Raw genomic sequence first — 18,806 nt, forward strand, 5'->3', positions numbered from 1 at the left:
GGGGGCCGGCCCCGCACCCTGCGGGCCTCAACACCACCCCGGGGGGCGGCCCCCCCCCCCCCCCCCCCCCCCGCTTTGGGTTTAACTCAACCGCGTCCGGTGAGCTTCTGCCAGCGGGCAGACAGACCCCAGCGGGTCACGTTGGCCATTGCCTCAACGACAATATTTCCGCTCATCTTGGAGTCACCGAGTTCGCGTTCGACGAAGGTGATCGGCACCTCGGTGATCTTCAGGCCCAGGCGTGCCACGCGGAAGGTCATATCCACCTGGAAGCCGTAGCCGACGGACTCGACGGCGCCCAGGTCCAGCTGCTCCAGCGTGCCGCGGCGGAAGGCCCGGTAGCCGGCGGTGATGTCCCGGACGGGGATGCCCAGCATGAACCGCGAGTAGGTGCTGCCGGCGCGGGAAAGCAGCTTTCGGTGCAGCGGCCAGTTGACCACCGATCCCCCGGTGACCCAGCGGGAACCGATGACGAGGTCGGCGCCTGCCTTGGAGGCTTCAAGCAGGCGGGGCAGCTCCTCCGGGCGGTGCGACCCGTCAGCGTCCATTTCGACCAGGATGTCGTAGCCGCGTTCCAGGCCCCACCGGAAGCCGGCAATATAGGCCGCGCCGAGGCCTTCCTTGCCCTTGCGGTGCAGCACATGCACCTTGGGATCGTTGGCAGCGGCTTCGTCGGCATAGCCGCCGGTGCCGTCCGGGCTGTTATCGTCCGCAATCAATACATCCGAATCTGGAACTGCGTCCCGCAGCCGCTTCAGTGTGATGGGGAGCGACTCGATCTCGTTGTAAGTGGGGATGATAGTCAGGACACGCACTCAGTAAGCCTTTCAGCGGACGCACGCCGCGTTGTTCGCGGCAGGGACGGGGTTACTCCCCCGGCAGACTATCCAGTATATGGGAGTACGCGGCCCCACGGGTCAGCACCGCGCGGCCCCGGACAGCGCAACCGGGCGGATCCAGCCGTCTTCGGGCCAGTTCCGGCGAACTGCCGGCCCTGTTTTCTACTGACGGTTGAATCCACCCGGTTGTGTGATGCTGGACCCGGTAACCGGCACCCGCGGAGCATCCGCCCCGGTGCGCGTAGTACGGGCCATGGCAGCGCGGGCCGGCCGGAGCATCACCCGGCCACCGTCTGGAAAAGAGCTCCGGACGGTGACCGGGATACCTCAAAAAGCCGGTCCCGACTACAGTCCTCATAGCCTACGTGCTGTCGAGCCCCTGTCAATAAGGCTCCTGACTAGGACGTTTACACATCAATGCAGGTCAGACGCGGTGCGGAGAAAGCCGGAGCAGGCAGGTAGTTTCGCTGTTCAGGCAAGATCCGGAGCGCGGTAGAGCTCCCGGCCGTTATGGACCGTCTGCAGGCAGCGCGGCTCGTCCCCGTTGTCCAGTGCGGGTAGCAGCGGAGTGCCGGCGCGCGGATCCGTGCTCCAAGCGGATACGTTGGCATCCGGTGTCTGGACCATCAGTTCCTGCACTTCCCAGAGCGCGAAGGATGCGGGTGCTCCGGCGGCCAGCTGGCCCCTCATGAAGTTGGTCTCCCCGGCTGCCCGCCAGCCCGCCCGGGTATGCCCAATGAACGCTGCCCGTGCAGAGACCCGCTCCTTCGGGTTGGAATGCGATACGGCGGCCCGCACGCCGGACCAGGGGTCCAGCGGGAGGACGGGTGTGTCGGACCCGAGGGCGACGGGCACACCTGCGGAGAGCAGTGAGGCCATCCGGTTCATGTTCTGCCGTCGGTCCCCGAGGCGCTGTTCATACAGTCCGCCGGGATGCCCCCAGGCCGCATCGAATCCGGGCTGCAGGCTGACGCTGACGCCGAAGCGCAGCAGCTCGGCAATGGCGGCGTCGTCGGTCAGTTCCGCGTGCTCCAGCCGGTGGTGGGCTGCCCGGACGGCCGGTTCCCCGACGGCCTCGGCAGCCAGGCGCAGCCCGGCCAGCGCGGTGTCCATCCCGGCGTCGCCAATGACGTGGAAGCCGCCCTGCAGTCCGGCCTTCGTCATCAGCTCCAGGTGCCGCCCTGCCTGTTCCGGCGTCAGGTACATGGTGCCGGTGCTGTCGGGACGGTCAGCGTAGGGCTCACGCAGCGCAGCCGTGCGGGCGCCGAAGGACCCGTCAATGTTCAGGTCGCCGGCCAGGCCCAGCAGCCGGCCCTCAAAGAAGTCCACCAGTCCGGCTACCTGCGCCTCGGTCTCCACCAGCTGCCCCCAGTACGGGAGGATCTGGGGCAGCGCCTCGTCGCTGAGGGGCCCGTCCAGGCCCAGCAACCGGCGAAGGTCCTCCGGCGGTGCGATGTGCGGTGCGGCCATTTCAGCGACGGCCACCACCCCGCGGGAGGCGGCATGCTTCAACGCGGCCAGCTGGAAGACGCCGCGCTGGTCCGGATCGGCGTTGCGGGCCACGGTGCGGGCGGCGTCGTGGGCGGCACGGACTACGAAGCCGTTGTCCCACCCGTCGTACTCCTGCAGCCGGAGTTCGGCCGCCAGCGTGCCGGAGACGGCCGCACAGTGCACATCGGAGCGGGAGAGGTACACGGCGCGGTTGCCGGAGGCCGCGTCGAGCTCGGCGGCGGTGGGCGCCCGGCGTTCCGGCCAGCGCGATTCGTCCCAGTTGGATCCGAGGATCAGGCCGGTGGTCCCGGCCGCATGGTTCCGGAGCTTGTCCAGCAGCTCGTCAAGGGAGGCGCATCCGCTCAGGTCCAGGGTGACCAGGGACATGCCCAGCTCGGTGGTGTGGACGTGGGAATCCACGAACCCGGGCGCCACCAGCGCTCCGTGCAGGTCCACCACGTCCATCTTGCTGTCCTGGATGGAGGTGGCGGCCTGTTCCGACCCCACCCAGGCGATGGTGTCGCCGTCGACCAGCATTGCGGTGGCAAAGGGATCGCCGGCGCTGTAGACGGAACCGTTGCGGTAGAGCGTCAGGGTGCGGGCGCTCGGGATGGGACTGCCGTTCAAGGACTCACCTGTTTCTGTAGGGCGATGGAGGGGGGCGGCGGTTTAGTCGCCGACGTTGGAGTAGGCGACGACGCCGCGCCGCACCAGGGAAATGGCGTCCAGGAAGCGGCGGCGCATGCCGGGCGGCAGGTCCGGGACCTTGGCCAGCTGGTCCAGCATGTCGATCACCTGCTTGGCCCAGCGGACAAAGTCCCCTGCAGCCAGCTCAGTGCCGTTCAGGGCCACCTGCAGGTGCTTGCCCTTGACCCACTTGTACATGGGCCAGACCAGGCCCAGTTCCGGTTCGCCGGTCTGCGGCAGCCGGGACGCCTCTTCGAGGTCCGTGAGCTCGGACCACTGTCGGATGACGATGTCCACCGCCGACTCCAGCGAAACGCTGGGCATCTTCGGCCGCAGCCCGCGCTCTTCCCGCTTGGCCTGGTAGACCAGGGCGGAGGCAAGGCAGGCCAGTTCGGCGGCGTCGAGGTCATTGAAGGCCCCCTGCTCCAGGGAGAGGGCCACGAGGAGGTCCTTTTCGCCGTAGATCCGCCGCAGCTTCTGTCCGGCCGGGGTCACGGCGTCGAAGCCGGACTCGTCCGGGGCCACGTAGCCGTACCGGGTAAGCACCTCGCAGACCCGGTCGAAGGTCTTGGCAATGGTGTTGGTACGGCCCCGGATCTGTCCGACGAGGTTGTCGGTTTCCCGGCGCAGCTTCCACCAGCGCTCGGCCCAGCGGGCGTGGTCTTCCCGTTCGCTGCAGCCGTGGCAGGGATGCGCCCGCATTTTCCGGCGCAGCTCAGCGATCGCTTTTTCCTGCCGCTCCGTGCCTGCCGTGTGCATGGCACTGGTGCGGGCCGACGCCGGCCGGGGCGGCCGATGGTCGTGCAGCGCGTTGCGCAGGGACGAGGCCAGATCGCGCCGGTCCTTGGGCGAGCGGGCGTTGAAGGACTTGGGGATGCGGATGTGCGAGACCGGTTCAAGGGCGTCATCGATGTCGGCAGCGCTGATCCGCCGGATCTGCTTGTCCTCGGTCAGGACGGCCGGCCGCACCTCGCGGGCGGAGGCATCCACGTCCAGGACGACGGCGTGGCCGGAGTTCCGGCCGGCGGGAAGGAACACGATGTCCCCGGGACGCAGGTTCTCCAGCGAGGCTGCGGCGTAACTCCGCCGGTTCCGGGCCTTGGTTTTTGACGCGGTGCTCTCCAGGTCCGAGAGCTGCCGGCGCAGGGCCGCGTACTCGTTGAAGTCCCCCAGATGGCAGGTCATCGCCTTTTCGTAGCCGGCAAGTGATTCTTCGCGTGAACGCACCTGCTTCGCCAGGCCCACCACGGACCGGTCCGCCTGGAACTGCGCAAAGGAGGATTCGAGGATCTCGCGGGCCCGTTCCCGGCCGAACTGCGCGATGAGGTTGATGCTCATGTTGTAGGTGGGCCGGAAACTGGAGTTCAGCGGGTACGTGCGCCGCGAGGCCAGGCCCGCCACGGCAGCCGGGTCGGTGCCCGGCTGCCACAGGACCACGGCGTGGCCCTCGACGTCGATCCCTCGGCGCCCTGCCCGGCCGGTCAGCTGGGTGTACTCTCCGGCGGTGATGTCCACGTGCGCTTCGCCGTTGAACTTGTCCAGCTTTTCCAGCACCACTGACCGTGCCGGCATGTTGATGCCCAGGGCCAGCGTTTCGGTGGCGAAAACCGCGCGGACCAGCCCGGCAGCGAACAGGCGTTCCACCACTTCCTTGAAGGTGGGGAGCATGCCGGCGTGGTGGGCGGCGAAACCGCGCACCAGGCCCTCGCGCCAGGTCCAGAAGCCCAGCACCTCGAGGTCTTCTTCGGGGATGTCCTGGGTGGCTTCGTCCACCACCCGGGCAATCTCGCGGCGCTCGTCTTCGTTGGTCAGCCAAAGCCCCGAGTCGACGCACTGGCGCACAGCACCCTCGCAGCCGTTGCGGGAAAAGATGAAGGTAATGGCAGGCAGCAGGCCGTTGCGGTCCAGTTGGGCGATGACCTGCGGCCGCGATGCCCGCTGGATGCGCGTGATCGGCGGCCCGCCGTGGCCGCCCGGCCGTCCGCCGCGGGAGGAGTCACGGCGTCCGCCGCGGGAGGAACCGCGCGGACCGCCCCAGTGGCCGCGCTGGCTGACACGGGACTCGGCACGGGCCAGTTCCATCAGCTCGGGGTTGACCCGGTAGCGTTCCTTGGCACCGGGCTGTTCATCGGCTGCCTCGTCGAAGGAAACATCGGATTCGAACAGGTCGAAGATGTCGCGGCCGACCATCACGTGCTGCCAGAGCGGAACGGGCCGGTGCTCTGAAACCACCACGTCGGTGTCGCCGCGGACGGTGTCCAGCCAGGCGCCGAATTCCTCGGCATTGGACACGGTGGCGCTGAGTGAAACCACCCGGACGTCGGAAGGCAGGTGGATGATGACCTCTTCCCAGACCGCACCGCGGAACCGGTCCGCCAGGTAATGGACCTCGTCCATGACCACGTAGCCCAGGTCCATGAGGGTGTCCGAGTTCGAGTACAGCATGTTCCGCAGCACTTCGGTGGTCATCACCACAACGTCGGCGTCCGGGTTGATGCTGGTGTCTCCGGTCAGCAGGCCTACCCGGTCACTGCCGTAGGCCGCTGCCAGCTCAGTGTATTTCTGGTTGCTCAGGGCCTTGATAGGGGTGGTGTAGAAGGCCTTCAGGCCCTTCTGCAGGGCCAGATAGACGGCGAACTCCCCCACCACCGTCTTGCCGGCCCCCGTGGGAGCTGCGACCAGGACGCCGCGGCCGGCTTCGAGGGACCGGCAGGCTTCCGACTGGAAAGCATCCAGTTCGAAGCCCAGCGACTGCTCGAAGACCCCCAGCTGGGTCTTGGCATGTTCGGAACGTTGTTTTGCGGCAAGGTACCGCTCCGAAGGAGAAGTCATGAACCAAGCCTATGCGCTGCGCCCGCCGCGGTACGCCAATATCATCGGTGGGCGAACGCGCCCGGGGCCTTACAGCTTGTCAATGGGGGTGGCGGTGTCCGCTTCGGCCTCCACGGCTGCTTCCCGCTCCGCCTGCTTCCGGACCCGGCGCCGGTCATTGAGCAGGCAGATGCCCACCGCTACGGCGAACAGCAGCAGCAGCGGCGCGGCGAGGTAGAACATGCTTAGGGCGTCCGCGCCGGGGGCGGCCATAGCGGCGAAAAGGCAGATCAGGAACACCGTGATCCGCCAGTATTTGATGATGGTCCGCCCGCTCAGCAGGCCGGCGAGGTTCAGGCCCACCAGGAACACCGGAATCAGGAAGGCGATGCCGAAGGCCAGGAGCAACCGCAGCACGAAGGCCAGGTAGACCGAAGCCGTAATGACGTTGGACCCGCCTGCGGGCGTGAAATCGGTAAGGACCCGCACCGCCTGGGGCAGGATCAGCCATGCCAGGACAATACCGCCGATGAACAGCGGAACGGCGGCGGCCAGGAAGCCCAGGGCCGCGCGGCGTTCCTTGCGCTTGAGCCCGGGCGTGATGAACGCCCAGGCCTGATAGAGCCACACCGGGCTCGAGGCCACGAGTCCGACGAAAACCGACACCTGGACCATCTGGTCGAACGGAGTTGCCACGCCTTCGAAGTTGATGGTGGTGAAACGGCCGCCGCTGTTGCCGGCGTCCAGGAGCGGCCGGGTCAGCGCCTCAAAAACGGGCAGGTAGACGAAGAAGCCGCCCACGGTCCCCAGGACCACGGCGATGGCGGATTTGAAGAGCCTGTTGCGGAATTCGCGCAGATGCTCCTTGAGGGCCATCCGCCCTTCGGGGTTGGATTTGCGCCCTTTGCTCAGCGCCACGGCTGCTAGCGGCTGGTTGGCGGGTTACCCGCAGAATCCGCGGACCCGCCCGGGGTTCCGGTGGGCGGAGTCTGTCCGGGGAAGAATGTCTGTTCGGACGCCTTCGGCTGCGGTGCGGGCGGCACTACCTTGCCCTCCACCGGATCGGTGGACGCCGTGTTAGAGGGACCGTCGTCCTTCATCTGGCGGACTTCGGATTTGAAGATGCGAAGGGACTGCCCCAAGCTCCTTGCCAGCCCCGGAAGCTTCGGAGCGCCGAAGAGCAGAATGGCCAGTACAACAATGACGATGATTTGCCAGCCTTCAAGCCTCATGGCGGTGTCCTTTCGTTGGGAAATATTCTATGTCAGAGTTCCGGGAAATCCCGCCACGCACGCGGCTGTCCCTTGGCGGTGCGCCGCTCGATCCGGCGCAGGCGCCGGGCTTCCCGGCGGGCCGCCTTGCCGGCGTCGTAGGCCTTGCGTGCCTCGTCCGGCTCCGTGAAGATGCCGGCAGGCTCTTCCCGGAGGACGGAAGACGGGACGGTATCCGGAGTGCGTAGGGACAGCTTCGCAGATGCGGCTTCGAATTCCCGGAGGATACCGAGGAACCTTTGGAAGAGCCGGTAGCCGATCAGGGCGTAGAAGGCCGCCGCGCCTGCCGCGAGGGCAAACCAAATGAGTATCCAGGACCACCAAGGCATATCCCAAGCATAGTGGAGACTGCCGGCCCGGCCCGACCGGCACCTAGGCAGGCGGATAATTTCCGGCAGCTTCCTGCAGCCAGGCCAGGGTGGCGGAACGCAGCTCGTCCGGCGCTGCAACCGCGGCAGCTCCGCCCAGCCGGGCGGTGAAAGCCGGAATCCAGCCGGTATCCGCCGTGCGCAGTTCCACCGCCGTCCGTCCGTCCGCCAGCGGGGCCTGCCGTTCGGCGTCGTAGGCCTCGGCCACCCAGAGGGCGGCGGGGTCCAGGACCAGCGTGACCCGGTGATCCAGGGGGCCCGGAGTGAACAGGCTGGCGGGGAACGCCGCTCCGGGCTCCGGGGCGTGGGTCAGTGCCGGGCCGGTGTCCCGCACGCCGTGGATCCGGTCAACGCGGAAATTCCGCGGAGCTTCCGCCCGGTGGCACCATGCTTCCAGGTACCAGGTGTTGTCCACGGAGAAGAGCCGCCTCGGGTCGACGGTGCGGAGAGTGACTTCGTCGCGGCGCGGAACCAGGTAGCGAAGTTCAAGCTGGCGCGTACCGCTGATCGCCTGCTGGAGTTCGGCCAGTACGGCGCCGCCGGACGCATCGTCCAGGCGGGCCGCGACGGCGGTGCCGACGCCGCCGGCCTCCCCCGCCGCCTCGGTCAGCTTCTCCAGGGCGCTGGCAACCGCTGCGGAGGAACCGATACCCGGCAGGGCCGACAATGTGTCCAACCCCACGATCAGGGCCGCGGCCTCATCCATGCCGAAACGGACCGGCTCGGAGAGGTTCTCGGCGTTTTCGATGTAGATCCGGTCGTCGTCGAAACTGACGTCCATCAGCCCGTTGGGATAATGCCGGGGGCCGCTCACGAACAGCAGGGCCAGGTCCTTGCCCAGCTGTTCCTTGCTGACGCCAAAGGCAGCGGCGGTCTCGTTCATGTCCGCCCCCTGGTTCGCCAGGACGTAGGGCACCAGGTCCAGCAGGCGGGTGAGGTGGTCCTGCGCCCCCGACGCCGGACGGCGGGCCGGAGCGGCGGATACGGCCAGTTCGAACTCTGGCAGCGGCCGGCGCTGGGTTTCCAGGGCCCGCGTGAGGGCGGTACGGACGGCGTCGGCGAATTCGGCCGGTTCGACGGCGACGGCAGCCGCGCCGAGGGCGGCAGTGTCCGCGGCCAGCGCATCCAGGTCGCGGACCCGCAGGTGCAGCCGGTCCCGGCGTGCCTCTCCGGGCTCGATGGATTCCGCCTGCAGCCGAAGGGCCGCCCCGGCGCCGGGGTCCACATCCACTGCTGCCGGCCGCGGTGCGTAAACGTCGTCCAGGGAGGCGAGCGAGGTGTCGATGTCGAAGTCCGCCGGCACCGTGTAGGCGCCCGGCCGCAGCCGTACCGGCCCTTCCATGCGGGAGAGCCGGAAGATCCGTTCCGCGCCGCGGTCCAGGTCGTAGCCCACGAGGTACCAGTGGCCGAAGCGGCTGCCCATGCCCCACGGCTGGACCTGCCGGACGGACTGCTCCGTGCTGCCGACCGGCCGGTAGCCGAAGGTGACCGGGGTGCGGGTGGTGGCGGCACGCCAGATCTCGTCGAAATGCGCGTCATTGGTGCGGATGCTGGGCTGCAGGGGGATGGTCGCGGCGTCGTCGGGAAGCACTCCCCGGGCGTGGAGCTTGCGCAGGGCGCGGGCGGCGGCAGAGCCCAGCGAGGCCTGGTCCCACATGCGGGCGGCCAGGGTCAGGACGGCGGACTCCTCGGGCGTGAACCGGACACCCGGAAGCCGGTACGCGTCCTGCCGGATGCGGTAGCGCTGGGTGGTGTTGTCCTCGAACAGGGTCTCTTCGCTGTAGGACTCCACCGGGATGCCCTGCTCGCGCAGGAAGGCCTTGTCCCGGTCGAAGAGTTTTTCCCGGGCATCTGCCGTGGAGGCTTCGGAATACAGTTCAATCTCTTCGAACAGCTCGTGCTTGGTGAAGCCCCTGCGCGTGGACAGCAGCGCAATGACCAGGTTCAGCAGGCGTTCGGTTCTCTTGGCGGACACGGGAGCTAATCTACCTTCCTTCCGGGCCGGGACATGCGAAAGGGCGGAACCGCCGTCACAGGTGACAGCGGTCCCGCCCTTGGCAGGAGGGACGGATCAGCGGACGCCGAGCAGGTCCACTACGAAGATCAGCGACTCACCCGGAGCCACGGCGGAACCGGCGCCCCGGTCCCCGTAGGCCATCGAGGAGGGGATTTCGAGCCGGCGGCGGCCGCCGACCTTCATGCCCAGCAGTCCCTGGTCCCAGCCCTGGATGACCTGGCCAACGCCCACACGGAAGTCCAGGGGCGTGCCCCGGTTCCAGGACGCGTCGAACTCTTCGCCGGTGGAGAAGGCCACGCCCACGTAGTGGGTGGAAACCGTGTCTCCGGCCTGTACTTCCCGGCCGTCGCCTACCACCAGGTCCTCAATGACGAGATCCGTGGGGGCATCGTGGGCCGGGAAATCGATTTCCGGCTTCTCGCGGTCGTATTCACGCTTTCCGAATGACATTGGTGCTCCTTATGTCTGGTGGGTAAGGAGTTAAGGCTACTTGACTTCCTTGATGTCCACGACGAAGACCAGCGGACCCGAGGGGCTGCTGCCGCCGGCGGGATCGCCGTAGGCAAGCTCGGACGGCAGGACGAGCAGGACCTTGGAGCCGGCCTTCTGCTCGGCCAGGCCGTAGGTCCAGCCCGGAATTACGTTGCCCAGGGGGAACTCGGCAGGCTCGCCGCGCTCGTAGCTGGAGTCGAACGTCTCGCCGTCCCGCAGGCCGACGCCCAGGTAATCGGCTACAACGGTCCCGGTGGATTCGAGCACCGGACCGTCGCCTTCTTCAAGGACCTTTACCACCAGGCGCTCCGGTTCCTCGGCGCCTTCCGGGATGGTGATGGACGGGGTGCCGTCTTCAGCGAAGGTAACCTCGGGGAGCTTTCCTTCGGCTTCAAGGGCATCGACGTCTTCGCTGCTCATCAGCAGGGTGCCGTCGGCGTTCCGGGCAGCGGCTTCGTCCGGGGTCAACGTCGGGACCGTGTCCATCGCATCAGTGATCGTGAAGACGAGGAAGTTCGCTTCGGTTCCTGATTCCTCGTTGGCCGGAATGTAATACGCGAAGTCGGAGCCCACGGGAGCACCCAGCAGGGCGTCATACATCTGTGAATTGCCGGTCTTCAGGCTCTCGTTCACGGCGATGCCTTCGGCGTTCTCGGCACTGTAGGTTTCCTGGCCGACCGTACCGTCTTCCGGGTTGACGATCGCGAGGCGGATCATTGCCGTCTGGCCATCGGCTACTTCGTCGCCGTCCCCGTCGTTGATCCGGGTCAGGGTGGGCTCCTCGACGCTCAGCGGCTCGTCGAACTCGACGCTCGGGACGGAGGTTTCGTCGTCGCCCCGCTCGATCTTCACGGAGGACAACGGCCCGCTGCTCTTGGCCTCGTCGTCGCCGGAGCAGGCGGTGAGGAACAGCAGGAAGGGCAGGAGGATTGCTAGTACTTTACGCACAGTACTTCTTTCAGTGGTGGACAGTGAGCAGGGCGGCCTTACCGAAGTTGCCGGTACGCCGGGCAGACAGACGCCGCGCGGCCGCAATACGCCCCAGAGTAGCCGGTCCAGCTGGATGAAGCCTAGGTGAGGCGCTGCGGCGGCTGCGGCGGACCGTGGCGAAGAGGAATCAGAGAGTGGAAAGCAGTGCCTCGACCCGTTCATCGACGGACGCGAAAGGATCCTTGCACAGCACCGTCTGCTGGGCCCGGTCATTGAGCTTGAGGTGCACCCAGTCCACCGTAAAGTCGCGGTTGGCGGTCTTGGCGCGCCGGACGAAGTCGCCGCGCAGCTTGGCACGGGTGGTCTGGGGCGGCTGGTCCACGGCTTCCTTGATATCGCTGTCCTCCACCACGCGGGCCGTTTCCCCGCGGGACTGCAGCAGGTAGAACAATCCGCGGCGCCGGGAGATATCGTGATAGGTCAGGTCGATCTGGGCCAGGCGCGGGGAAGACATCTCGAGTCCGTGCCGCTCAGCCACCCGGTCCACCAGTTTCTTCTTGATGGCCCAGTCGATTTCCGTGTCGATCCCTGAGTGGTCGCCGGAATCGATGGCGTCCAGCGTGCGTGTCCACAAATCGATGATCCGTCCGACATGCCGGTTGTGCTCGCCGTTGGCAGCGACGAAGTCCTGGACCCGCTGCAGGTAGATGCGCTGCAGGTCCAGCGGCGACATGGTGGAACCGTTGGCCAGTTTCAGCGGCTGCCTGCCGGAGAGGTCATGGGAGGTTTCCCGGATGCTGCGGATCGGGTTCTCCAGGCGGAGGTCCCGCATCAGCACGCCGGCCTCGATCATCCGCAGCATCAGGTCAACGGACCCGGCCTTAAGGAGCATGGTGGTCTCGGACATGTTCGAATCCCCGGCGATCACGTGCAGCCGGCGGTAATGCTCGGCGTCGGCGTGCGGCTCGTCCCGGGTGTTGATGATGGGCCGGGACCGTGTAGTCGCAGAGGAGACGCCCTCCCAGATGTGGTCTGCCCGCTGGGAAAACGCGAAGAGGGAACCGGACTGGGTCTTCAGCACCTTTCCGGCACCGACCAGCAGCTGGCGGGTGACCAGGAACGGAATGAGGACGTCCGCCAGCCGGGAGAATTCGAGGCGGCGCGGAATGAGGTAGTTTTCGTGGCTGCCGTAGGAGTTGCCGGCGGAATCGGTGTTGTTCTTGAACAGATAGACGCTGCCGTTGAAGCCTTCCGCCTTCAGCCGGTCCTCCGCTTCCTCCACCAGGTCTTCCAGGATCAGCTCGCCAGCCCGGTCATGGGCCACCAGCTGTGCCAGATCGTCACATTCCGCGGTGGCGTACTCCGGGTGCGAGCCGACGTCGAGGTAGAGGCGTGAGCCGTTGGTCAGGAAGACATTTGATGAGCGGCCCCAGCTGACAACCTTGCGGAAGAGGTAGCGGGCCACTTCCTCGGGGGAAAGGGGACGCGAATCGGGGCCGGAATAGGCGATGCCGAATTCCGTTTCCACTCCATAGATCCTGCGGTCCATCAGTCTCCTTCCGCGCTGGACAGCAAACGGTCCAGCTCAACGGTGTTTATCCTGCGGAACGCCCTGACGGTGCCGCGGGTGGAAAGCGGGTCCCGGTCCAGGACGGCGACCTCCAGCAGGCCGGCGCCCAGGGGCTCTGGTGCCTGCCCGTCGCCCGAACCATTGGCTGTGCGCGTGGCGGAAAGCGCCTGGACCGCCGTCCGGATGGCGGAACCGAAATCCGCGTCCTGGTTCCACGTCCGGCTGAGGGCCTCGTTGACGATCTCCGCCTGCCCGCCCATCACCGTGTAATTGCTTTCATCCGCGATGGAGCCGTCGAAGTTCAGGCGGTACAGACGGTCCGTATACGGGTCCTCCCCTACCTCTGCGACGGCCAGCTCCACTTCGAACGGCTTTCCCTCGGTGGTGAAAACGGAACCGAGGCTCTGCGCGTAGACGCTGGCCAGCCCGCGCGCGGAGACGTCGTCGCGGGAATAGGAGTAGCCGCGCACATCCGCGAACCGGATGCCGGCCTGGCGCAGGGACTCGAATTCGTTGTACTTGCCGACGGCGGCGAAACCGATCCGGTCATAGATTTCGCTGAGCTTATGGAGGGACGGTGAAGGGTTCTCCGCCACCAGGGCAATCCCTTCCCTGCAGGTCAGGACCACCACCGACCGTCCCCGGGCGATGCCTTTGCGGGCGAAGTCTGCCCGGTCCTTCATCAGCTGTTCGGGCGAGACGTAGAACTGCTGGGTCACGGCTACGCCTCCAGTCCGGCGGCGGTGCGCCTGGAGATGAGTTCACGGGAGAGTTCCTGCAGTTCCCGTTCGGGGATCTCCCGGTTGCCGGCGCTGTTGACCACATAAACCACCGGCCACAGCCGCCGGACCATGTCCGGGCCGCCGGTGGCCGAGTCGTCGTCGGCCGCGTCGTACAGGGACTCCACGGCCACCCTGACCGCATCCTCCTCGTCCAGGTTCGGCTGCCAGAGTTTCTTCAGGGCGCCGCGTGCGAACACCGAGCCGGAGCCGACGCTGTGGTGCTCGTATTCCTCATACCGGCCTCCGGTCACGTCATAGGAAAAGAGCCGTCCGGTCCGCCGCTGGGTGTCGAACCCGGCAAAGAGCGGGACGACGGCCAGGCCCTGCAGCGCCAGCGGAAGGTTGGAGCGCACCATGGCCGCGAGCCGGTTGGACTTGCCGTCCAGGCTCATGGGAGTTCCTTCTATTTTCTCGTAGTGCTCCAGTTCCACCTGGAACAGCCGGATCATGTCCAGGGCGAGCCCTGCCGTACCGGCGATCCCCAGCACGGAGTAGTTGTCCGCCGGAAAGACTTTCTTGATGTGCCGGCTGGCGATCATGTTGCCCATCGTGGCCCGCCGGTCCCCTGCCATCAGGACTCCCCCTGCATAGGTGAGGGAAACGATGGTGGTGGCCTGCGGGGCCAGCTCCCCCGCCGAGCCGTTCGACGCCGGTCCCAGGGATCGGGAGGACGGCAGCAGCTCGGGGCGGTGGAGGGCGAGATGGTCGGTGAAGGAAGAGGACGGGGCTTGATGGATGGAGGCGGCGGGGTCCCGGGGGGCCATCCGTTACTGACCGCCCTTCTGGATGAAGCCGCGGACGAACTCTTCGGCGTTGCTCTCCAGCACGCCGTCGATCTCATCCAGCAGGTCGTCCACGCCTTCAGTCTCGGTGGAAGCTTCCGCTTCGGCTGCGGGGGGCGGGACGGCCTCGGTTTCTTCTTCTTCGACGGGATGCGTTCCGGTGTTTTTGCGGTCCTGGGTTGCCATGATGCCTAGCCCTTTCTTGCCCGGGGGATGAATCCTAGTCCTATGGTGCCACGGCGGCGTCGGAACCGGTCAGGAGTCTGGCGACAAAATCCTCCGCATCGGCTGATGTGTTGAAAAGTTCCTCGGTCAGGGCCCTGGTGCCGCGCAGCGGCTCGCGGGTAGGGATCCGCTGGAGCCGCCGGCGGGAGGGAAGTTCGAAGATGATCGAATCCCAGCTGGCGCCGATCACTTCCTTGGGGAACCGGGTAAGGCAGTTCCCGCGGAAGTAGGCACGGGTGTCGTCGGGCGGGGAGGTAACGGCGCGGGCAATCTCCTCGTCGGTAAGCACCCGTTCCATCTGCCCACGGGCCGCCAGCCGGTAATACAGCCCCTTCTCCGGGCGCATATCCGAGTACTGCAGATCCACCAGGTGCAGCCGGGCGTCTGACCAGGCCAACCCGTCGCGCTCGCGGTAGGCCTGCAGCAGCTTCAGCTTCGCCACCCAGTCCACGGCAGCGGCGGCCTCCAGCGGGTCGCGCTTCAGGGTGCCCAGCAACGCGGACCAGCGGGCCAGTATGTCTTCGGTGTCTGCGTCCGTTGGGCCGCCGGCGCGGGAGTGCGCCGCTGCTGCTTCGAAGTAGATTTCCTGCAGGTCCAGGCCGCTGACCATCCTGCCGTCCGTCAGTTCCACCAGCTGTTCCAGCGACGGGTCGTGGCTGATGGCCTGCAGTGCGCCCACCGGGTCCCGGAGCTCGACGTCGGGGGCGCTGCCGGCTTCGATCATGGACAGGACAAGCGAGGTGGTGCCGATCTTCAGCAGGGCGGAAACCTCGCTGAGGTTCGCGTCCCCGATGATGACGTGCAGGCGCCGGTATTTTTCGGCCACCGCGTGCGGTTCGTCCCGGGTATTGATGATTGGTCGGCGGATGGTGGTTTCCAGTCCCACTTCCGTTTCGAAGAAGTCCGCCCGCTGGCTCAGCTGGAATCCCTGGCGCTGGTTGTTGGTGCCGATGCCCACCCGGCCGGAACCGGCGATGACCTGGCGGGAAACGAAGAACGGCACCAGCCCGCGGACGAGGGCTCCGAAGGGAACGCTGCGGGGAACAAGGTAGTTTTCATGCGACCCGTAGGAGACGCCCTTGTTGTCGGTGTTGTTCTTGTACAGGTTGACCGGAGCGAATCCCGGCATCCTGGCGATATGCCGCATGGCGGACAGCACCACCATGTCCCCCGCCTTGTCCCACAGCACGGCGTCGCGGGGGCGGGTGACCTCGGGCGAGGAGTACTCCGGGTGGGCGTGGTCCACGTACAGCCGCGCACCGTTGCCCAGGACCATGTTCATCAGCACCGGGTTGTCCTGCGTCTGTTCCCCGTAAAGTGCTGCGGGTCCGCCGCCCTCCATGGCGATCTGTTCGGCGTCCAGCACTGGCGGTTCGTCGGTCAGCTGGGTGGGATCCGCAGCGGCACGGGGCACCGCGAATCCGCGGGCATCGTTCAGCGGCGCCTCGTCGGTGTAGTCCCAGCGGGTGCCCGACAGGTTGCCCGCTCCGGTCCGCAGCGTGGCCGCGTACGCGTTGACTATCTGGCTGGACAGGACGGTGGCGTTCGCGGACGGCAGGGACGGAGCGAGCACGCCGTACTCGGTTTCCGTCCCCATGACACGGCGCACGGTCACAGATACTGTCCCGGGTTGGCCGCCGTTTCGATGGTCCGGCCCGGTTCCTGGCCGGCCTTGCCCTGGACGATGGTGCGGATGTAGGTGATCCGCTCGCCCTTCTTCCCCGAGATCCGTGCCCAGTCATCCGGATTGGTGGTGTTGGGCATGTCCTCATGCTCGCGGAATTCGTCCACCACGGCACGCATCAGGTGTTCGATGCGCAGGCCGCGCTGGTGCAGCTGCAACAGGTCCTTGATGGCGTACTTCTTGGCCCGGTCCACCACGTTCTGGATGACGGCGCCGGAGTTGAAATCCTTGAAGTAGAGCATCTCGGTGTCGCCGTTGGCGTAGGTGACCTCCAGGTATTCGTTGGCCTTGTCCTCGGCGTACATCTTCTCCACCGTGCGCCGGACCATGTCGTTGACCGTTTCCACCGGGTCGTAGCCGTGCTCGGCCAGGTCGTCGCGGTGCAGCGGCAGGTCCGGGGTCAGGTACTTCGCGAAGATTTCCGCCGCGCCTTCGGCGTCGGGCCGCTGGATCTTGATCTTCACGTCCAGGCGGCCCGGACGCAGGATGGCCGGATCGATCATGTCCTCCCGGTTGGAGGCACCGATGACAATCACGTTCTCCAGCTTCTCGACGCCGTCGATCTCGCTGAGCAGCTGCGGAACAATGGTGGTTTCGACGTCGGACGATACCCCGGTGCCGCGGGTGCGGAAGAGCGAATCCATCTCGTCGAAGAACACCACCACGGGGCTGCCGTCGGAGGCCTTCTCCCGGGCGCGGCCGAAGATCAGCCGGATGTGGCGCTCGGTCTCCCCCACGTACTTGTCCAGCAGCTCGGGTCCCTTGATGTTCAGGAAGTAGCTGCGGGCACCAAGGGTGCCGGTCTGCTCCATCACCCGTGCCGCGAGGGCGTGGGCCACGGCCTTGGCAATGAGTGTCTTGCCGCAGCCGGGAGGGCCGTAGAGCAGGATGCCCTTGGGCGGCTTCAGTCCGTGTTCGCGGTAGAGGTCAGGGTGCATGAACGGCAGCTCGACGGCGTCGCGGATCTGCTCGATCTGCGGGCCGAGGCCGCCGATGTCTGCGTAGGAGATGTCCGGAACCTCTTCGAGGACCAGGTTCTCCACTTCGCTGCGCGGGATCTTTTCCAATGCGTAGCCGATGCGGGTATCCACGGTCAGGGCATCCCCTACCCGGACCTTTTCCCGGCCCAGGGGCCCGTTGAGGCGCACTACGCGCTCGTCGTCGGCCCGTCCGATCACCAGTACCCGGTCCGGGTCCAGGAGCTCTTTCACCGTAAACAGTTCCCCTGCGCGTTCGAAGCCGAGGGCAGCAATGACGGTGAGGGACTCGTTCAACAGCACCTCCTGGCCCGGGACGATCTGTCCCAGGTCCAGGAGGGGCGAAACGGCTACCCGGAGCTTGCGGCCGGACTGGATGATGTCCAGGCTTTCCTGCACTGCCGCGATGGTTGTCACGCCGGGTTCCGCTTCGCGGCGCTGGTTCACTCCGATGACGGTGCCGAAGCTGAAGGGCGTTGCCCCCTCGTTCTCCAGGGCATCCTTCAACCGGATGATTTCGGCTTTCGCGGTCTCCAGCATGGTCACGAGCCGGGCGTTGTTGTGCGTAAGGGCAGCGAGCTGCCGGTCCAGATTCCGGAGTTTGTCCCGAAGGACATTCAATTGGCGTGCTTCGGTGCCTGCTACAGCCGCTGCGGACACCGGGCGGGATCCCCCGGTCCCGGGTCCAGCGTTTTCGGGTTCAGCCATGATACCGACCGCCTTCACGTAGCTCTGGGTCTGTCCAATGACAGTAACCCAGCGCTGCGCAAGATACACGGGGTCCGGCGTCTTGTGTTTCGCCGGTTACCCCCGCTATGGGGTATCTGTCTCCTGCTGGAACTTTTCGGCGTTTTCGAGGGCTCCGCGCTGCACTGTGGAACTGGCATCCTTGGCCGCACGGCGCAGCTTGTGGGCGGAGACTTCCCGCTCACCCACTGCCGCGGGAGTCCAGGCGTTGAGATCCTCTTCGCTGAAGTTGGTCTTCGACGCACGGCGCTTGGCGACCAGGCCGGTGGCGCCCTCTGCGAGCCGGCGCGCGGTGAGCAGGAAACCGGTGTGGGCCACCATGCGGTGGTCCGGGCGTACGGCCAGGCCCTCCAGGTGCCAGCCGCGGACCATGGATTCCCAGCCATCCGGCTCGGTGAAGCGGCCGTCGGCCCGGATGGCTTCCGCGGTGCGGGAGAGCTGGGTGACGGTGGCCACGTAGGAGATCCACACGCCGCCCGGGGCGAGCACGGTGGCTACGGCGTCGGTGCACTCCCAGGGGGCGAGCATGTCCAGGACCACGCGGTCCACGCTGCCGGGCTCTTCGGTCTTGACGACTTCGTCCTGGAAATCCCCGAGGGTGATGTCCCACGCCGGATGCGGTCCGCCGAAGAAGGTCTCCACGTTGCCGCGGGCGATCTGCGCGAATTCCTCGCGCCGTTCAAAGGAGTGCAGGCTGCCGTGGTCGCCCACTGCACGCAGCAGCGAGATGCTCAGGGCGCCGGAGCCGACGCCGGCTTCGACCACGCGGGCGCCGGGGTAGATGTCCGCCATGGTGACAATCTGGGCCGCATCCTTGGGATAGACGACGGCGGCGCCGCGCGGCATGGACAGGACGAAGTCCGAGAGCAGCGGGCGCAGGATCTGGTACTGGTGTCCGGCCGTGTTGGACACGACGGACCCTTCGGGCAGTCCGATGACGGTGTCGTGCTGCAGGTAGCCGCGGTGCGTGTGGAAGGCGCCGCCCTCGGTGAGGGTGATGGTGTTGCGGCGGCCCTTCTCATCGGTGAGCTGGACCCGTTCCCCGGGCCGGAGCGGTCCCCTGCGGATCTCGGCCCCGTGGGGTGCAGCAGCGGCGGCCTGGTTATCGGCGTTCATGGTATTCCTTTGGTTCT

Annotated in this window: 16 protein-coding genes; all 16 read right to left on the reverse strand. The window is 66.8% G+C overall.

The window, feature by feature from the left end:
- Positions 1-86 precede the first annotated feature (86 nt).
- The gene (locus NNX38_RS08945) at positions 87-815 is read right to left on the reverse strand and encodes a polyprenol monophosphomannose synthase (RefSeq protein ID WP_255797679.1); all 729 of its coding nucleotides are present in this window, start codon (positions 813-815) and stop codon (positions 87-89) included.
- Positions 816-1,310: 495 nt separating this feature from the next.
- Positions 1,311-2,957, reverse strand: a complete 1,647-nt coding sequence (locus tag NNX38_RS08950) for an amidohydrolase (protein WP_255797680.1) — start codon at positions 2,955-2,957, stop codon at positions 1,311-1,313.
- 42 nt (positions 2,958-2,999) lie between these two features.
- Positions 3,000-5,849: an RNA helicase gene (locus tag NNX38_RS08955; protein ID WP_255797681.1), complete on the reverse strand. Its 2,850-nt coding sequence runs from the start codon at positions 5,847-5,849 to the stop codon at positions 3,000-3,002.
- Positions 5,850-5,918: 69 nt separating this feature from the next.
- A complete protein-coding gene (gene tatC / locus NNX38_RS08960) occupies positions 5,919-6,746 on the reverse strand; it encodes a twin-arginine translocase subunit TatC (RefSeq protein ID WP_255797682.1) in 828 nt (275 codons plus the stop codon).
- 5 nt (positions 6,747-6,751) lie between these two features.
- Positions 6,752-7,060: a Sec-independent protein translocase subunit TatA gene (gene tatA / locus NNX38_RS08965; RefSeq protein WP_229951890.1), complete on the reverse strand. Its 309-nt coding sequence runs from the start codon at positions 7,058-7,060 to the stop codon at positions 6,752-6,754.
- A gap of 32 nt (positions 7,061-7,092) precedes the next feature.
- Positions 7,093-7,428, reverse strand: coding sequence for a hypothetical protein (locus NNX38_RS08970; RefSeq protein ID WP_255797683.1), 336 nt, complete (start codon positions 7,426-7,428; stop codon positions 7,093-7,095).
- Between the two features lie 43 nt (positions 7,429-7,471).
- On the reverse strand, positions 7,472-9,442 hold the full coding sequence (locus NNX38_RS08975) for a WYL domain-containing protein (protein ID WP_255797684.1): 1,971 nt from the start codon (positions 9,440-9,442) through the stop codon (positions 7,472-7,474).
- A 96-nt stretch (positions 9,443-9,538) separates the two neighbouring features.
- Entirely contained in the window at positions 9,539-9,934 is a 396-nt protein-coding gene (locus tag NNX38_RS08980) for an FKBP-type peptidyl-prolyl cis-trans isomerase (protein WP_229951893.1), read from the reverse strand.
- A 36-nt stretch (positions 9,935-9,970) separates the two neighbouring features.
- Positions 9,971-10,924, reverse strand: a complete 954-nt coding sequence (locus NNX38_RS16925; RefSeq protein ID WP_255797685.1) for an FKBP-type peptidyl-prolyl cis-trans isomerase — start codon at positions 10,922-10,924, stop codon at positions 9,971-9,973.
- A gap of 169 nt (positions 10,925-11,093) precedes the next feature.
- The gene (gene pafA, locus NNX38_RS08990) at positions 11,094-12,455 is read right to left on the reverse strand and encodes a Pup--protein ligase (RefSeq protein ID WP_255797686.1); all 1,362 of its coding nucleotides are present in this window, start codon (positions 12,453-12,455) and stop codon (positions 11,094-11,096) included.
- Positions 12,455-13,195 (reverse strand): proteasome subunit alpha, encoded by a 741-nt coding sequence (gene prcA, locus NNX38_RS08995; RefSeq protein ID WP_229951896.1) that lies wholly within the window; start codon positions 13,193-13,195, stop codon positions 12,455-12,457. The genes pafA and prcA overlap by 1 nt, the downstream gene beginning before the upstream one ends.
- 2 nt (positions 13,196-13,197) lie before the next feature.
- Positions 13,198-14,022 carry a proteasome subunit beta gene (gene prcB, locus NNX38_RS09000; RefSeq protein ID WP_255797687.1) on the reverse strand — a complete coding sequence of 275 codons (825 nt, stop codon included), beginning with the start codon at positions 14,020-14,022 and terminating at the stop codon, positions 13,198-13,200.
- Between the two features lie 3 nt (positions 14,023-14,025).
- Positions 14,026-14,226, reverse strand: a complete 201-nt coding sequence (locus NNX38_RS09005) for a ubiquitin-like protein Pup (protein ID WP_227921592.1) — start codon at positions 14,224-14,226, stop codon at positions 14,026-14,028.
- 40 nt (positions 14,227-14,266) lie between these two features.
- Positions 14,267-15,862, reverse strand: coding sequence for a depupylase/deamidase Dop (gene dop / locus NNX38_RS09010; protein ID WP_255798156.1), 1,596 nt, complete (start codon positions 15,860-15,862; stop codon positions 14,267-14,269).
- Between the two features lie 14 nt (positions 15,863-15,876).
- Complete coding sequence (gene arc, locus NNX38_RS09015) at positions 15,877-17,634, reverse strand: proteasome ATPase (protein ID WP_255797688.1); 1,758 nt, start codon at positions 17,632-17,634, stop codon at positions 15,877-15,879.
- A 105-nt stretch (positions 17,635-17,739) separates the two neighbouring features.
- Positions 17,740-18,789 (reverse strand): tRNA (adenine-N1)-methyltransferase, encoded by a 1,050-nt coding sequence (locus tag NNX38_RS09020; protein WP_255797689.1) that lies wholly within the window; start codon positions 18,787-18,789, stop codon positions 17,740-17,742.
- Between the last annotated feature and the right edge of the window lie 17 nt (positions 18,790-18,806).

The organism is Arthrobacter sp. zg-Y238 (genome assembly GCF_024385525.1).
Lineage (GTDB): Bacteria > Actinomycetota > Actinomycetes > Actinomycetales > Micrococcaceae > Arthrobacter_B > Arthrobacter_B jinronghuae.

What these genes read in the sequence shown, in the direction of transcription:
- NNX38_RS08955 (WP_255797681.1), bottom strand. Translation starts at nt 5,849, where the DNA reads ATGACTTCTCCTTCGGAGCGGTACCTTGCCGCAAAACAACGTTCCGAA.
- tatA (WP_229951890.1), bottom strand. Translation starts at nt 7,060, where the DNA reads ATGAGGCTTGAAGGCTGGCAAATCATCGTCATTGTTGTACTGGCCATT.
- NNX38_RS08970 (WP_255797683.1), bottom strand. Translation starts at nt 7,428, where the DNA reads ATGCCTTGGTGGTCCTGGATACTCATTTGGTTTGCCCTCGCGGCAGGC.
- NNX38_RS08980 (WP_229951893.1), bottom strand. Translation starts at nt 9,934, where the DNA reads ATGTCATTCGGAAAGCGTGAATACGACCGCGAGAAGCCGGAAATCGAT.
- pafA (WP_255797686.1), bottom strand. Translation starts at nt 12,455, where the DNA reads ATGGACCGCAGGATCTATGGAGTGGAAACGGAATTCGGCATCGCCTAT.
- prcB (WP_255797687.1), bottom strand. Translation starts at nt 14,022, where the DNA reads ATGGCCCCCCGGGACCCCGCCGCCTCCATCCATCAAGCCCCGTCCTCT.
- NNX38_RS09005 (WP_227921592.1), bottom strand. Translation starts at nt 14,226, where the DNA reads ATGGCAACCCAGGACCGCAAAAACACCGGAACGCATCCCGTCGAAGAA.
- dop (WP_255798156.1), bottom strand. Translation starts at nt 15,862, where the DNA reads ATGGGGACGGAAACCGAGTACGGCGTGCTCGCTCCGTCCCTGCCGTCC.
- arc (WP_255797688.1), bottom strand. Translation starts at nt 17,634, where the DNA reads ATGGCTGAACCCGAAAACGCTGGACCCGGGACCGGGGGATCCCGCCCG.
- NNX38_RS09020 (WP_255797689.1), bottom strand. Translation starts at nt 18,789, where the DNA reads ATGAACGCCGATAACCAGGCCGCCGCTGCTGCACCCCACGGGGCCGAG.